Here is a 16,144-nt window from a genome sequence, read left to right on the forward strand (position 1 = left end):
GGTGCTCGACCTGCGAGCGCGGGAAGCGGTTGCCCTGCTTGACCAATGAATAGGCCGAGGCATCGCCCTGGAAGCTCGGCTCGGCTGCGGCCGTGGCACGGCCACCAGCGAGATGAGGACCAGGACCCCCACCGCGGTCAGCGTCGCCAACAGCGCCCACCCGGGCGTGCTCGAGTTCGTCATGGTGCGCCTACCCTATCCATCCTGTCCGCGCACGATTTTCCGGACACGCTCCCAACGTTCCTTCACTCCGGCTTCGGCTCCGTGGGTGGTCGGCTGGTAGTACTCCGCATCCGCCACAGCGTCGGGTGCGTACTGCTGCGTCGCGATGCCGAACGGCTCGTCGTGGGCGTACTTGTACGCCTCCCCGTGCCCGATCTTCTTCGCACCCTCGTAGTGGGCGTCGCGCAGGTGGGGCGGGACGTTGCCGATCTTCCCGGCCGCGACGTCGGCGCGGGCGGCGAAGATGGCGTTGGTGACCGCGTTGGACTTCGGCGCGACGGCGAGCGCGATCGTCGCGTGCGCCAAGGTGAGCTGGGCCTCGGGCATCCCGATCAGCTGCACCGTCTGGGCCGCGGCGACCGCGGTCTGCAGCGCCGTCGAGTCGGCCAGGCCGATGTCCTCGGAGGCGAGGATCATCAGCCGGCGGGCGATGAACCGGGGGTCCTCCCCCGCCTCGATCATCCGCGCCAGGTAGTGCAGCGCCGCGTCGGCGTCCGACCCCCGCACCGACTTGATGAAGGCGCTGACCACGTCGTAGTGCTGGTCGCCCTGCCGGTCGTAGCGCACCGCCGCCTGGTCGACCGCCCGCTCGGCGGCCTCGAGGGTGATCTTCCCACCGGACGCAGCCCCCGCAGCGGCCTCCAGATACGTCAGCGACCGGCGCGCGTCGCCGCCGGCGAGACGTACGAGATGGTCGAGAGCCTCCTCCGTCAGCGTCACCGAGGCACCGAGGCCACGCTCGTCCTCGACCGCCTTCAGCAGTACGCCACGGATGTCGTCGTCGGTGAGCGACTCGAGCCGCAGCAGCAGCGATCGCGACAGCAGCGGCGAGATCACCGAGAAGAAGGGGTTCTCCGTGGTGGCGGCGACCAGCGTGACCCAGCGGTTCTCCACGCCCGGCAGCAGCGCGTCCTGCTGTGCCTTGCTGAACCGGTGGACCTCGTCGACGAAGAGCACCGTCTCCTTGCCGGTCGCGACCAGCTCGGCGCGGGCCGAGTCGATCGCCGCGCGGACCTCCTTGACCCCGGCCGAGACCGCGGAGACCTCGACGAAGCGACGGTCGGTGGAGCGGCTCACGATCGAGGCGATGGTCGTCTTCCCTGTCCCCGGCGGCCCCCACAGCAGCAGCGAGAGCGACTGTCCGCCCTCCACCACCTGGTGCAGCGGCGACCCGGACGCCTTGAGCGAGCTCTGGCCCACGAGCTCCTCGAGCGTACGCGGCCGCATCCGGACCGCCAGCGGCGCGGCCGCATGGTCGCTGTGGCTCAGCGACCCGCCACGCGAGGCGCCGGCAGCAGCCCCCATCTCAAACAACCCGTCCACACGCCAACCCTAGTAGTCGGCACCGACAGACTCTGCCGACAGGGTGGGGGGTCAGGTGAGGCGTACGCGCGGGTCGAGCACGCTGTAGAAGAGGTCGACCAGGAGGTTGGTGACCACGATGATGAAGGCGGAGATCAGCGTGGTCGCCTCGATGACCGGCAGGTCGCTCTGGCTGACCGCGTTGAGCGCCCGCAACCCGAGGCCGGGGATGCCGAAGATGAGCTCGGTGAAGATGGTGCCGGTCAGCAGCGCTCCGAAGTCGATGCCGAAGATCGTCACGATCGGCACGACGGCCGCACGCAGCGCATGCCTGTTGACGATCCTGCGCTCCGCAAGGCCTTTGGCGCGTGCGGTCCGGACGTAGTCCTGGTTGAACGCCTCGATCATCGACCCGCGGGTGAACCGGGCGTACTTGGAGGAATTCACCAGGCCGAGCGCGAGCCAGGGCAGCATCAGGCCCCATGCCCACTTCAGCGGTGAGTCGGTCAGCGGGTGATAGCCCTCCTGCGGGAAGATCCCGGCGCTGACCGCGAGATAGAGGAACGCGAGCAGGACGAACAGGTAGTACGGGATCGACTCGATCACCAGCGTCGCGCCGATGACGGCCTTGTCCGCCGAGGTCCCCCGGCGTCTGGCCGCGAACATCCCGATCGGCACGCCGATCAGCAGGATCGTGACGCCCGCGCCGACCGCGACCGAGACCGTCGGCCCGATCCGGTCCTTGATGTCGTCCCAGACATTGACCCGGTAGATGAAGCTGACCCCGAAGCACGGGGCCTCACAGTCGTACGACTCGGAGCCGAAGGCGATCTCGCGGCCCTTGAAGATGCCGGTCATGTACTCGGTGTACTGAACGTGGAGCGGCGCATCCAGGTTGAGCGCCTCCCGGATCGCGTCCTGGCGCTCCGCGGTGCATTTGGGCTCCGGGCACATCGCGTCCGCCGGGTCGCTCGGGCCATAGGTGAAGAGCGCGACGACCGCCACCGAGATCACGAACAGCACGAGAATCGCCGAGATCAACCGGCGTACGACAAAACCGATCATGGGACGGAGGTCTCGCTTCCTAGAAGGTGTCCACGGGCGCTGGCCCAAAGTTGCGGTGTCCTATGTGCGGGTCCGGCCGGCGTGGGGTGCGCCCACGCCGGCCGGATCACCTCACTTCAGGTACATGATGGAGAAGCTCGGCATGCCCTTGACCGGGTCGTTGACGACCCCGCCGACCTGCGAGCCCTTGATGAAGGCGTTCGCGTCGTAGCCGGCGTTGATCTCGACCATGTAGGTCTCCTGCATCCACTTGTCGAACTCGCCCCAGGCTGCGGGAACCTCGTCGGCGTCCATCTTCAGGACCTCGGCCTGCTTCGCGTCAGCGTCGGCCTCCTTGAAGTTGGTCGGGTTCGGCATGCCCGCCTTGTTGGCGTTCGAGCCGATCCACTGCGCCGGGAACCACGAGCCGCCCGAGGGCCAGTCGGAGCACCAGCCGCCGTAGCGGAGGTTTACCGGAGCGTCGAGGTTGCTCTCGTCGTCACGATAGGTCTCGTCGGTCGAGGCCACCGGGGTCGCCTTGAAGCCGGCCGCCTCGAAGCCCTTGACCATCTGGTCCGACTTCGCCACGGACTGCTCGTCGTCACGCTGGTAGTGCCACTTCAGCTCGAAGCCCTCGGCCCCGGCCTCCTTCAGCAGCGCCTTGGCCTTCTCCGGGTCGGTGGTCTGGCCGTCCTGACCCTTCGGGTACTGGTACTCGACCCGACCCGCGGTGCCCGGGGGCAGGAGCGAGGTGCCGGGCTGGATGGTGACGCCGACGATCTCGCCGGAGGCCTTCCAGGCAGCCTGGTAGGGGTAGGCCCAGCTGATGGCCTCCCGCACCTTCTTGTCCGTGATCTTGGTCTGGTCCGGACGGTACATGTACGTGCAGGGCGAGGTGCCCTCGACGAGGTTGTCCGGCGCGCTCTCCTTGATCGACTTGTAGGTCGGAGGCGTGACGTCGTCGTACGTCATCATCGTCTGCGCCGCGCCCTTGTCGCCGAGGATCTGGTTCTCGAGCTTCGCGGTGTCCTGGGCGAACTTGAAGTCGAACGCGTCGGCGGCCTGGAACCGGCCGGGGTCGGTGTCGGCGTCCCACTGGTCGTTCTTGACCAGCGTGAGCGCGTTGCCCGGCTTGTAGGACTCGAACTTGTAGGGCCCGGTCGCCATCGGGTGGCTCTCGTAGGCCAGCGGGTCCTTGTCCTTGGCCTTCGGGATCGGCGAGAACACCGGGAACGAGGCGTAGTAGTCGAGCTCGGGGAACGGCTGAGCCAGGTGGATGATCACCTTGTTGCCGTCGGCCTCGACGCCGTCGTAGTCCTCACCGCCGTACCAGCCTGCGCTGGCGTCGTAGTCGGCGAGCTTCTGCAGCTCGGCGTCGGTATCCGCGAACGGGCCCTTGTACTTGTCGCCGTCCTTGAAGAACGTCGTCTGGTACGTCGGGCCGTCGGTCAGGGTGTCGGTCGCGAAGGAGCGCTTGATGCCGTAGACGACGTCCTCGGCGGTGACGTCGGTGCCGTCCTCGTACTTGATCCCGTCCTTCAGCTCGAAGGTCCAGGTCAGACCGTCCTCGGAGACCTGACCGAGGTCGGTGGCGAGGTCGGGGACGAGAACGGAGTCGCCGGTCTCCTCGTCGTAGACGTACTGCGTCAGCGAGCGAGTGACCAGGCCGGACATGATCGCACCGGAGTCGGTGTAGTAGGTCCGGGTCGGGTCGAGGGTGTGGGGGGCGTTGTTGGACAGCACGGTGATCGTGCCGCCCTTCTTGGCGTCGGACGGGATCTCCAGCGGCCCCTCGGCCGTGGCATCCTTGCCGGCACCGGCGCCGCCGCCGGCCTTGAACTCGCCGGCCGGGTCCTCGCCACCGCCGCCCCCGCCACCACAAGCAGCGGTGAGCGTCAGCGCAGCGATCGCACTGGCGGCGATCACTGTTCTCTTCAATTGCATCGTAGGTGTCCACCTTCCATGGTTGATGCCTCTCTCCGACGAAGTGCTCACCGGAAAGACTTGGGGTCGAAGGCGTCGCGGATGGCGTCTCCGAGCAGGTTGAGCGCGAAGACCAGGACCACGATCCCGACGATCGGCGCGTAGAGGTACAAGGGGTATTCGTCGAACCAGCTCTGGGCGCGCAGGATCGTCTGTCCCCAGGACGGGCGTCCGGTGACACCGACGCCGAGGTACGCCAGCGTCGCCTCAGCGGCGATCGTGGCCGGCAGGCTCAGCGAGAACGAGACGACGATCGGAGCGACCAGGTTGGGGAGCAGCTCCTTGAACAGGATCCGATGGGTCGGCATCCCGAGGACGTGCGCGGCCTCGATGAACTCGCGCTCACGCAACGAGATCACCTCGCCGCGGATCAGCCGGGCCAGGCCCATCCACCCGAAGATCGAGAGGATCACGATGAGTGCGATCAGCGAGGCGTTGTCGAGCATCGTCGGGTTCTCCCGCCAGCGCTCCACGAGCATCGGCGAGATCGCGATCGCGACCAGCAGGAACGGCAGCGTGAGGAACAGGTCGATCACGAACGTGATCACCCGGTCGCCCCAGCCGCGGCTGTAGCCCGCGATCAGGCCGAGCACCACACCGACGACGGTCGAGACGACCGTGGCGATCGTGGCGACCAGCAGGGACGTACGCGCGCCGTAGAACCACTCCGCGAGCAGGTCGTTGCCGGAGTTGGGCTCCAGGCCGAGCGGCGCCTCCCAGGTGAACCCGTAGTTGGGCGGGCCGATGACGGGGTAGTTGAACGAGTCGGTGTCGGCGACCGGGTCACCGGCACGCACCTCGACACCGAACAGCTTGCACAGCAACGGCGCGAAGATCGCGATCAGGACGAACAGCAGCACGATCCCGGCACAGATCATCGCGACCTTGTCCGAGAGGAGGCGGTCCATGGCGATCCGCATCGGCGAACGGCCGGCGACATCGCCGGTCCTAGGTTCCGGATCGATCTCGGGATCAGGACCCTGGATCAACACTTCGGACACAGTCATACGCTCGGATCTCCGTTCGATGCCAAGGCTCGGTACGCCCAAGAACAGACCACTTCGCGCGGCCCCGAGCCAGCGCGCTGCTCAAGTTATGCCAAGTTCCAGTGGTTCGGGCGGGACTACAGATAACGGTTCGATACCGACAGTGACGTGTGACACACATGTAACAAAGACGGTCCGCAGCCAAAGGCTGCGGACCGTCTTTCGTAATCTCGCCGAGACGCGGGAGATTCTCAGGCGCGACCCCGCGAGTTGTTCGCCAGGTCGTACCAGGTGTCGGCGTAGCCCGGACCGTCGCCCGGGACCTCGGCCGGGCTGGCGCCCGGGTCCGGTGCACCGAACTCGTCGACGCCCAGGAGCGGCGCGGTGATCGGCTTCTCCGGGTGCTGGTGGATCTCACCCGGGAAGTGGCAGGCGACCTTGTGCTTCTTGCCGATCTGCAGCAGCGGCGGCTCGACCACGGAGCAGATGTCCTTGGCGAGGGAGCAGCGAGTGCGGAAGTGGCAGCCCGAGGGCGGGTTGATCGGCGACGGTACGTCGCCCTCCAGCCGGATCCGCTCACGACGGCCGCCGATCGCGGCCTGCTTCACGTCGGGCACGGCGGAGAGCAGCGCCTGGGTGTAGGGGTGGTGAGCGTGCTCGTAGATCGACTCGCGGTCACCGATCTCCACGATCTTGCCGAGGTACATCACCGCGACCTCGGGGCAGAAGTGGCGAACGATGGCGAGGTCGTGCGCGATGAACAGGTAGGAGATGTCGAACTCCTTCTGCAGGTCCTGCAGAAGGTTGATCACCTGGGCCTGGATCGACACGTCCAGCGCGGAGACCGGCTCGTCGGCCACGAGCAGCTTCGGCTGCAGGGTCATGGCCCGGGCGATGCCGATGCGCTGACGCTGGCCCCCGGAGAACTCGTGCGGGTAGCGGTTGTAGTGCTCGGGGTTGAGCCCGACGAGCTCGAGCAGCTCCTGGACCCGGCCGAGCACCTTGTCCTTGGGCACCATCTTGTGGATCCGCAGCGGCGCGCCGATGATCGAACCGACCGTGTGCCGCGGGTTCAGCGAGGTCGACGGGTCCTGGAAGATCATCTGGATCTCCCGGCGCATCGGGTGCAGCTTCCGACCCGAGTAGTTGGCGATGTCGGTGCCCTCGAAGTTGATCTTCCCCTCGGTGGGCTGGTAGAGCCGCGTCACCATCCGCCCGGTGGTGGACTTGCCACAGCCGGACTCGCCGACGAGGCCGAGGGCGCTGCCCTTGGCCACCTCGAAGGAGACCCCGTCGACGGCCTTGACGTGCCCGACCGTACGCCGGATCACGCCGCTGCCCTTGACCGGGAAGTGCATCTTCAGGTTCTCGACCGAGAGCACGGTCTCCGTGCTCGCCGGCGCGACCGAGGCCGCGGTGGCAGTCGTGGTGTCGCTCATCAGTCCTCCACCAGGTCAGGGGCGATCTCGGGCAGGATCTCTGCCACGTAGACCTCGTCGGCGTTCTTGATGTGGCACCGCTTGGTGTGGTTGCCACCGCTGCTGGCCGGGGTGAGGTCGGGAAGGGTCGTCCGGCACAGGTCGCCGCCCACCTTCGCAACGTGGTCACAGCGCGGCTCGAAGGCGCATCCCGGCGGCGGGTTGAGCAGCGAGGGCGGGTTGCCCCGGATCGGGATCAGCTTGGCCTCGGTCGACGCGGTCAGGTCCGGCACGCTGGAGAGCAGGCCCCAGGTGTAGGGCATCTGCGGGTGGGTGAGGATCTCCTTGCAGGGGCCATACTCGACCGCGCGGCCGGCGTACATCACGAGCACGTCATCGGCCATCTCCGCCACGACGCCGAGGTCATGGGTGATGATGATGACCGCCGCGTCGAAGTCGCGCTGCAGGTCCTGGAGCAGGTCGAGGATCTGCGCCTGGACGGTCACGTCGAGAGCGGTGGTCGGCTCGTCGGCGATGAGCAGGCTCGGGTTGTTGATCAGCCCCATCGCGATCATCGCGCGCTGGCGCATACCGCCGGAGAACTGGTGCGGGTAGTCGTCCACACGACGGTCGGGTTGCGGGATGCCGACGCGGTCGAGCATCTCGATGGCGCGCTTGCGCGCCTCCCTCTTGGTCACGTTGTTGTGGACCTGGTAGGCCTCCATGATCTGGTTGCCCACCGAGTAGTAGGGGTGCATCGCGGAGAGCGGGTCCTGGAAGATCATCGCGACGTCGCGGCCGCGGCGCTTGCGCATGTCCTCGTTGCTCACCTTGAGCAGGTCGACCCCGTCGAGCATGATCTCGCCGCTGAGGATGGCGTTGGTGCCGCGGTGCAGCCCCATGATCGCCGAGCTGGAGACCGACTTGCCCGAGCCGGACTCGCCGACGATGCCGAGCGTCTTGCCGCGCTCGAGCTCGAAGGAGAGGCCGTCGGTCGCCTTGACGATGCCGTCGGAGGTGGAGAAGTGGACCTTCAGGTCCCGCACCGAGAGGAACGCGCCACCGTTGGCGGGCCTCGTCTCGGGCGTCGTGGAAAGGTCAGTCATGGATCAGATCCTCCTCAGGCGACGCGCACGCGCGGGTCGATGAAGGCGTACAGGACGTCGACGACGATGTTGGCGATGATCACCAGAGCGCCGAGGAGCAGCACCAGGCCCACGATGGTGGGAAGGTCGTAGGTCTCGTTCGCGGTCACCGCGAGCTTTCCGAGACCGTAGTAGTTGAAGACGTCCTCGGTGATGATCGCTCCGCCGAGGACGGCGGCGACGTCGAGACCGAACATCGTCACCAGCGGGGTCAGCGCCGCGCGCAGCGCGTGCTTGAACAGCACCTTCTTGCCCTTGAGGCCCTTCGACTTCGCGGTGCGGATGTAGTCCTCGCTCATCGACTCGAGGACGAACGCCCGGGTCATGCGTACGTAGCCCGCCATGTAGACCGCCGCGAGGGTGAACCCGGGGAGCATGAGCTGGACCAGCCATCCCCCGACGCCGCCCTCGGCGATCGGCACGTATCCCGGTGCGGGGAAGATCCCCCATTTGATGGCTACGAAGTTGATCAGCAAGGCACCCACGAAGAAGGTCGGAAACGCATAGAGGGACAGCGTGGCTCCGACGACTCCGCGGTCCACGAGGGACCCCTTGAAGACCGCTGCGAGCACTCCGAACAGAACACCGAAGACGACCCAGATGGTGACCGCGACCAGGGCGATCGAGATCGAGATCGGAGCTGCCTCCGCGATCTCCTCGTTGACCGTCATCTGCAGCTGCTGGGAGAAGCCCAGGCAGGGCGCCGCGCACTCGGTGACCAGCTCGGGGTTGGCCTCGCGCATCGCCTCGTCGGCGGGGTACTCGCGGCCGACGACGACGCCCTTGGCGAAGTTGCCCCACTGGACCAACAGCGGCTGGTCGTAGCCGAGGGCCTGACGGGTCTCCTCGATGCGCTCCGGGGGGCAGTTCTTACCGCAGGAGAACTGAGCCGGGTCGACCGGGTTCTTCATGAACAGTGCGAAGACGATGAAGCTCATCGCCACCAGCATGAGCAAACCGACGATCACGCGCCGGATGATGTAGGCGACCATCGGTGGGTCTCACCTTCATTGGGATCGGCCGGAGCACCGTCGTGGGGTGTCGTCCGGGGGGAATCGTGTCCAGGTACAGGGGGGAGGCGGGGCTCTGGCGAGCCCCGCCTCCAAGGTCGGAACGGCTCAGGGCCGTCCGAACGGTGTTGCGGAGCTGAAGGATCAGTCCTCGACGTCGATGGTCGCCAGGTCCGGGTAGGACGAGGAGGCATCGGTGGTGACGAAGTCCTTCACCTTGGAGCCGTGGACCCAGTTGAAGGTCGCGATCTCCAGCGGGATGTAGGCGACGTCCTCACCCATGACCGCGTCAGCCTCCTGGAGGAACTTGTTCTGCTCCTCGATGGTGGCGGAGTTGGCGGCCTGGTCGAACAGCTTGTCGACCGCGGGGTTGTTGTAGTTGCCGTAGTTCTGGCCGTTGGTGGACTTCTCGATCTGGCGGCTGTCGAACAGCGCCGCGGTGACGGTCATCGCGGAGCCCCAGTCGGCACCCCAACCGCCCCACATCACGTCGGCCTTGTTGGAAGGCTTCTGGATGTTGGAGTAGTAGACGTCGCCCAGCGGGTCGAGCGTGACCTTGAAGCCGGCGGCCTCCCAGCCCTCGACCAGCGCGGCGGCCTGCTTGTCAGCGGTGTCGCTCTGCGGGTAGGTGAAGGTGATCGGGTACGGCGTCTTGACACCGGCGTCGGCCAGGGTCTTCTTCGCCGCGGCCGGGTCACCCTTGAGGTTGCGGTCCTTGTACGCCGGGTTGGCGACGTAGCCCGGAACGGCCGGGTTCACGATCGAGTCGGCCGGGGTGTAGGCCTTCTCGCCACCGCCGGCGGCGATCCAGGACTCGACGTTGGTCGCCTGGGCCAGAGCCTTGCGGACGTTCGGGTCCTTCATCTGGTTCTGGTTCGGCACCAGGTAGTCGACGTAGGGCGACTGGACCTGGACGTAGCGGTCCTTGACGCCGGCCTCGGTGAGACGCGGGTAGAACTCCGGCGGGACGCGCGAGCCGCTGACGATGGTCGCCTGCGAGTCGGGGCTGTCGGAGAACAGCTTCTCGTAGGTGGTCGTCGCCTTCTCACCGAACTTGAAGACGACCTTGTCCGGCTTGGCCTCACGCAGCGACTTGTCGTCGGTCTCCGGGTCGTACTCGTCGTTGCGCACCAGGGTGCCGCCCTTCTGGGCGTTCCAGGTGTCGACCTTGTAGGGGCCGTTGGAGAAGATGACGTCGTCGTTCTTGGCGCCCTTGTCCTCGGACTCCTTGTAGGGGTCCATCATGTGCAGCGACGAGATCGCCAGCGGGAAGTCCGGCCACGGGGTCTTGAACTTGTAGGTGATGGTCTTGCCATCGCAAGTCACCGCCTGGTCGAAGTCGGCCTGCTGCTCCGGGGTCGCGGTGTAGGGGCCGGGGTACTCACCCTTGAGCGCGAGCTTCGCGGTCAGGTAGAAGCCCGGACCACCGGTGAGCTCGTCGGCGGCGAAGTTGCGCGAGGCGCCGTAGGCGAAGTCCTCACACGTGATGTCGGAGCCGTCCTCCCACTTTACGCCGTCCTTGATGGTGAACGACCAGGTCTTGGCGCCCTCGGTCGAGGTGCCCTCGTCGGTCGCCAGGTCGGGGATCGGCTTGCTCGAGACCTTCGGGTCGGTCGACGACGGGTTCGAGAGCAGCTTGCGGTAGACCAGACGCGTGGTGTGCGAGATGGTCTCGCCGACGTAGATACGCTGCGGGTCCAGGTGGTCGATCGGGTCCTCAGCGACGATGGTCAGCGTGTTTGCCGAGCTCGAGCCACCGCCGTCCCCGCCGCCACAGGCAGCCAGGCCCAGCGAAAGACCGAGCACGCCAGCGGCGCTGACCGCTACGTACTTAGCTCGCTTCTTGAGCATTCGTTTCTCCTTGGTGTGGTCGCCGTCAGCCTCTGACAGCTGACGCCGTAACGGTGTCCCGGGCGGGTCACCTGTGTGTGGACGGAGCCCCGAGGCTCACCTGTCACCCTTGGGATCAAGGGCGTCTCGCAACCCGTCCCCGAGAAGGTTGAACGAGATCACGATCGTCGCGATGATGATCGCGGGCATGAAGAAGTAGAACGGGTCCACCTGCGCGTACTTCAACGAGTCGGTGAGCACGTTGCCGAGCGTGGGCGTCGGCGGCTTCACCCCGACCTGGAGGTAGCTCAGCGCCGCCTCGGCCGAGATGTAGGCCGGCATCATCAGGGTGACCAGGACCAGCAGCGGGGCCCACAGGTTCGGCAGGATCTCCTTGAAGTAGATCCGCGGCTTCGAGGCACCCAGGACGATCGCCGCCTCGACGAACTCCCGTTGCTTGATCGAGAGGACCTGTCCTCGGACCACGCGGGCGGTGCTGGTCCAGCCGAAGATCGCGAGCACCACGGTGCAGTAGATCCCCTGGGCGAGTGGGCCGTTGGGTAGACCCGTCACCATCTGGACGAGCTCGAGACCGAGCGCCGAGAGCGCCAGCAGCATCATCGTCGAGGGGAACGAGAGCGTCAGGTCGGTGAAGCGGCTCAGGCCGGCGTCGACCCAGCCACCGCTGAAGCCGGCGACGATCCCGATGATCGCGCCGATGACCACCGACAAGATGGCGGCGGTGAGGGCGATGATCAGCGAGAACGTGATGCCGTACCAGAACCGGGACAACGCGTCGCGGCCGGTGCCGGGCTCCACGCCGAGCGGGTGTGCGAGGCTCGCGCCGCTGAACCGGCCCTCGGGAATGGTGTTGGCGTCGAGCAGCTCCTGGTTGTAGCTGAACGGGTCCAGCACGCCCATCTTGACGAGAAAGGGGGCCAAGACGGCAGCCAGGACCACCAGGATGACCACCGTCAGCGACACCATCGACAGCTTGTCCTTGCGAAGCCGCATCCATGCCAGCTTCATCGGCGACTTGCCGGCGATCTTCTTCGCCTCCTCAGGCGAAGCAGGAGGTGTCGATCCACCCGAGAGTTCTTCACCTTCGAACACGGTGGCCGATTCGCTCATGGTTCCTCTGTCTAGTCGTAATCCTGGGTGCCGCCGTCGCACGGCAGCGTCCGACCCACGAGGTCGACGGAGGGAACTCTATGTGATGACTTTGCCCCGATGCGCCCCGTACCGGTAACGATCCGATTTCAACCAGTGATACGGCAGATCGGGAGGGATTCTTGCCATTCACCGCTGAACGACGAGAGTCTCCGGGACCGGCGGACCGGTCCCGGAGACTCTGTTGGCTTTGCTCGAAGCGCGCTCAGTTCGCCGATTCGCCCTCGGCGGCCGCCGCCGGAGCGGGCCGTGCGTCGACGCCCGCCTCCTTGCGCTGCTCGGGGGTGATCGGCGCCGGGGCGGCGGTGAGCGGGTCGTAACCGGCACCCGTCTTCGGGAAGGCGATCACGTCGCGGATGGAGTCGGTGCCGGCGAGGAGGGCGACCACGCGGTCCCAGCCGAAGGCGATGCCGCCGTGCGGCGGGGCGCCGAACTTGAAGGCGTCGAGCAGGAAGCCGAACTTCTCCTCGGCCGCCTCCTCGCCGATCCCCATCAGGTCGAAGACCCGCTTCTGGATGTCCTCGCGGTGGATACGGATCGAGCCGCCGCCGATCTCGTTGCCGTTGCAGACGATGTCGTAGGCCCAGGCGAGCGCGTTGCCGGGGTCCTTGTCGAAGCCCTCGACGTCCTGCGGGCTGGTGAAGGCGTGGTGGACCGCGGTCCACTCCCCCGCACCGACCGCGACGTCACCGGACTCGACGGCCTCGGAGGCCGGCTCGAGCAGCGGCGCGTCGACGACCCACAGGAAGCTCCACTCGCCGTCCTTGCGGAGGTCGAGACGGTTGCCGATCTCCAGCCGGGCGGCACCCAGCAGGGAGCGGCTCGACTTGGGCGTGCCGGCGGCGAAGAAGATGCAGTCGCCGGGGTTGGCGCCGACGTGAGCGGCCAGTCCGGCAGCCTCGGTCTCGGAGAGGTTCTTGGCGACCGGACCGGTCAGCGAGCCGTCCTCCTGGACCAGGACGTACGCCAGGCCCTTGGCGCCGCGCTGCTTGGCCCAGTCCTGCCAGCCGTCGAGCTGGCGCCGCGGCTGGCTCGCGCCGCCCGGCATCACCACGGCGCCGACGTAGGGCGCCTGGAAGACCCGGAACGTCGTCTCGGAGAAGTAGTCGGTGCACTCCGTGATCTCGATGCCGAAGCGCAGGTCGGGCTTGTCGGAGCCGTACTTGGCCATCGCGTCGGCGTAGGTCATCCGCGGCAGCGGGAGCGGCACGTCGTAGCCGATCAGCTTCCACAGCGCCGCGACGATCTCCTCGCCGAGGGCGATCACGTCGTCCTGCTCGACGAAGCTCATCTCGATGTCGAGCTGGGTGAACTCCGGCTGCCGGTCGGCGCGGAAGTCCTCGTCGCGGTAGGCGCGGGCGAGCTGGTAGTAGCGCTCCATGCCGCCGACCATGAGCAGCTGCTTGAACAGCTGCGGGGACTGCGGCAGGGCGTACCACGAACCCGGCTGCAGGCGGGCCGGGACCAGGAAGTCACGAGCGCCCTCAGGGGTGCTGCGGGTCAGCGTCGGGGTCTCGATCTCGACGAAGTCGTGACCGGCCAGCACGTCGCGGGCGGCCTTGTTGGCCTTCGAGCGCAGGCGGATGGCGTTGCCGGGCGCGGTGCGGCGCAGGTCGAGGTAGCGGTGCTTGAAACGTACGTCCTCGCCGACCTCTACGTGGTCGTCGATCGGGAACGGGAGGGCCGCGGCCGCACTGAGGACCTCGAGGTCTTTGGCGACGATCTCGATCTCGCCGGTGGCGAGGTTGGGGTTGAGGTTCTCCTCAGTCCGAGCAACGACCTCGCCGGTGACCTTGATGCAGTACTCGTTGCGCAGGTGGTGAGCGATCTCCTCGTCGCGGACGACGACCTGGACCACGCCGCTGGCCTCACGCAGATCGAGGAACGCGACCCCGCCGTGATCGCGTCGGCGGCCTACCCAGCCGGCGAGGGTCACAGTCTGGCCGACGTGCTCGGCACGCAGGGTGCCGGCGTCGTGGGTGCGGATCACTTCTTCTCCTCGTTGTTCGCGACGACCTGGGGCTTCAGGTCGCTCTCGTTCTGCGGCGTCCAGGTGGCCGGGTCGGCCGGGACCTGGTCGCCGGTGCGGATGTCCTTGATCTCGTAGCCGCCTTCGGTGGCGAAGAGGACGTACGGGATGCCGCGGCGCTCCGCGAAGCGGATCTGCTTGCCGAACTTGGCGGCGTTGGGCGAGACCTCGCAGGCAACATTGTGAGCGCGCAGCTGCTGGGCCGCCGAATCGGCCTCGACCCTGCTCTCCTCGTCGGAGACGGCGACCAGCACGGTGCTCGGGACCTTGCGGTCACCGTCGAGCACGCCCTTCTGCACCAGGGGCACCAGGACGCGGCTCACGCCGAGCGAGATCCCGACTCCCGGGTAGGTGGTCTTGCCATCGCTGGCGAGCGCGTCGTAGCGGCCACCGGAGCAGATGCTGCCCAGCGTCTCGTAGCCGTCCAGGCGGGTCTCGAAGACGGTGCCGGTGTAGTAGTCCAGGCCCCGGGCGATGCTCAGGTCGGCGACGACCCGTACGGAATCGGTGTTGAGCGGCGCGGTCGCGGTGATCAGTGTGGCAAGCTCGGTCAGGCCCTCTTCGAGCAGCTCGCTCTCGACACCGAGGGCACGGACCTTCTCCACGAAGGAGTCGTCGGTGGCGGTGATCGTGGCGAGCTCGAGGCACTTGGCGGCCTGGTCGTCGGTCAGCCCCGCCTCGGAGACGAGGAGCTTGCCGACCTCGTCGGCCGGCATCTTGTCGAGCTTGTCGATGAGCCGCATGGTCTCCTCGACGTCGGGGGCGCCGAGACCGGCGTAGAAGCCCTGGATCAGCTTGCGGTTGTTGACCTGGAGCGTGAACCCGGGCAGGAAGGTCAGCTTGCCGAGTGCCTCGAGCATGACCCGGGCGACCTCGACGTCGTGGTGGAACGGGAGCGTGTCGCGCCCGACGATGTCGATGTCGGCCTGCGCGAACTCGCGGAAGCGGCCCTCCTGCGGGCGCTCGCCTCGCCAGACCTTCTGGATCTGGTAGCGGCGGAAGGGGAACTCCAGCTTGCCGGCGTTCTCCAGCACGTAGCGGGCGAAGGGGACGGTGAGGTCGAAGTGGAGCCCCATCCCCTTGTCTCGACTGCTGTCGTCCTCCTGCAGACGGCGTAGGACGTAGACCTCCTTGGAGGTGTCCCCCTTGCGCAGCAGCTGGTCCATCGGCTCGACGGCGCGGGTCTCGATGTTGCCGAAGCCGTGCAGCTCGAAGGTGCGGCTCAGGGTCGCGATGACCTCGCGTTCGACGGTGCGCTGGCTCGGCAGGAACTCCGGGAAACCGGAGAGCGGTGTTGGCTTGTTCATAGTGTGGTGATCAGGTCCTGAAGAAACGGGTTGGTGGCGCGCTCGCGCCCGATCGAGGTCTGTTCGCCGTGTCCGGGGAGCACCACGATGTCGTCGGCGAGGGGCAGCACCTTGGTGGTCAGGGACTGCAGCATCGTGGCGTGGTCACCGCCGGGAAGATCCGTACGCCCGATGCTGCCCGCGAAGAGCAGGTCGCCGGAGAACATCACGTCACTGACTTCGGCGTGGTCGGGGTAGGGAGTCCGGAAGGTGACCGACCCCTCGGTATGCCCGGGCGTATGGTCGATCAGAAAGCTCATCCCGGCCAGGTCGATGGCCTGGCCGTCGGTGAGCTCGCGGACGTCGTCGGGCTCCACGAAGTCGTAGGTCCCCTGCGGCATGCCGAGCAGCATCTGCGCCGACTCCGGCGAGATGCCCTGGAGCGGATCGGCCAGGAGGTGACGGTCGTTGGGGTGGATCCAGGCCGTCGAGTCGTACGTCCTGCTCACCGGGGTCACTGACCACATGTGGTCGACGTGGCCGTGGGTGAGGAGCACGGCGACCGGCTTGAGGCGCTGCTCCCGGACGATCTCCTCGATGCCCTTGGCGGCGTCCTTCCCGGGGTCGATCACGACACACTCGGTGCCCGGACCGGTGGCGGCGACGTAGCAGTTGGTGCCCCACGGACCGGCGGGAAAGCCTGCGATCAACACGAGAAA

12 protein-coding genes are annotated in these 16,144 nt (G+C 67.1%); all 12 read right to left on the reverse strand.

Annotated elements, in window-relative coordinates; all coding sequences use genetic code 11:
- Window positions 1-195: 195 nt before the first annotated feature.
- The gene (locus ABZU72_RS17690) at window positions 196-1,527 is read right to left on the reverse strand and encodes a replication-associated recombination protein A (RefSeq protein ID WP_355020217.1); all 1,332 of its coding nucleotides are present in this window, start codon (window positions 1,525-1,527) and stop codon (window positions 196-198) included.
- A 69-nt stretch (window positions 1,528-1,596) separates the two neighbouring features.
- On the reverse strand, window positions 1,597-2,589 hold the full coding sequence (locus ABZU72_RS17695) for an ABC transporter permease (protein ID WP_355020138.1): 993 nt from the start codon (window positions 2,587-2,589) through the stop codon (window positions 1,597-1,599).
- A gap of 111 nt (window positions 2,590-2,700) precedes the next feature.
- Window positions 2,701-4,512 (reverse strand): ABC transporter substrate-binding protein, encoded by a 1,812-nt coding sequence (locus ABZU72_RS17700; RefSeq protein ID WP_355020139.1) that lies wholly within the window; start codon window positions 4,510-4,512, stop codon window positions 2,701-2,703.
- A gap of 47 nt (window positions 4,513-4,559) precedes the next feature.
- The gene (locus tag ABZU72_RS17705; RefSeq protein WP_355020140.1) at window positions 4,560-5,558 is read right to left on the reverse strand and encodes an ABC transporter permease; all 999 of its coding nucleotides are present in this window, start codon (window positions 5,556-5,558) and stop codon (window positions 4,560-4,562) included.
- Window positions 5,559-5,788: 230 nt separating this feature from the next.
- The gene (locus ABZU72_RS17710; protein ID WP_355020141.1) at window positions 5,789-6,976 is read right to left on the reverse strand and encodes a dipeptide ABC transporter ATP-binding protein; all 1,188 of its coding nucleotides are present in this window, start codon (window positions 6,974-6,976) and stop codon (window positions 5,789-5,791) included.
- The gene (locus ABZU72_RS17715; RefSeq protein WP_355020142.1) at window positions 6,976-8,061 is read right to left on the reverse strand and encodes an ABC transporter ATP-binding protein; all 1,086 of its coding nucleotides are present in this window, start codon (window positions 8,059-8,061) and stop codon (window positions 6,976-6,978) included. The genes ABZU72_RS17710 and ABZU72_RS17715 overlap by 1 nt, the downstream gene beginning before the upstream one ends.
- 14 nt (window positions 8,062-8,075) lie before the next feature.
- Complete coding sequence (locus ABZU72_RS17720) at window positions 8,076-9,092, reverse strand: ABC transporter permease (RefSeq protein ID WP_355020143.1); 1,017 nt, start codon at window positions 9,090-9,092, stop codon at window positions 8,076-8,078.
- A gap of 162 nt (window positions 9,093-9,254) precedes the next feature.
- The gene (locus ABZU72_RS17725; protein WP_355020144.1) at window positions 9,255-10,961 is read right to left on the reverse strand and encodes an ABC transporter substrate-binding protein; all 1,707 of its coding nucleotides are present in this window, start codon (window positions 10,959-10,961) and stop codon (window positions 9,255-9,257) included.
- A gap of 96 nt (window positions 10,962-11,057) precedes the next feature.
- On the reverse strand, window positions 11,058-12,071 hold the full coding sequence (locus tag ABZU72_RS17730; RefSeq protein ID WP_355020145.1) for an ABC transporter permease: 1,014 nt from the start codon (window positions 12,069-12,071) through the stop codon (window positions 11,058-11,060).
- A gap of 244 nt (window positions 12,072-12,315) precedes the next feature.
- Window positions 12,316-14,100: an aspartate--tRNA ligase gene (aspS, locus tag ABZU72_RS17735; protein WP_355020146.1), complete on the reverse strand. Its 1,785-nt coding sequence runs from the start codon at window positions 14,098-14,100 to the stop codon at window positions 12,316-12,318.
- On the reverse strand, window positions 14,097-15,446 hold the full coding sequence (hisS, locus tag ABZU72_RS17740; protein ID WP_355020147.1) for a histidine--tRNA ligase: 1,350 nt from the start codon (window positions 15,444-15,446) through the stop codon (window positions 14,097-14,099). The genes aspS and hisS overlap by 4 nt, the downstream gene beginning before the upstream one ends.
- On the reverse strand, window positions 15,443-16,138 hold the full coding sequence (locus ABZU72_RS17745) for an MBL fold metallo-hydrolase (protein ID WP_355020148.1): 696 nt from the start codon (window positions 16,136-16,138) through the stop codon (window positions 15,443-15,445). The genes hisS and ABZU72_RS17745 overlap by 4 nt, the downstream gene beginning before the upstream one ends.
- Between the last annotated feature and the right edge of the window lie 6 nt (window positions 16,139-16,144).

The organism is Nocardioides sp. NPDC004968, assembly GCF_040608935.1.
In the GTDB taxonomy this organism is placed as follows: Bacteria; Actinomycetota; Actinomycetes; order Propionibacteriales; family Nocardioidaceae; genus Nocardioides.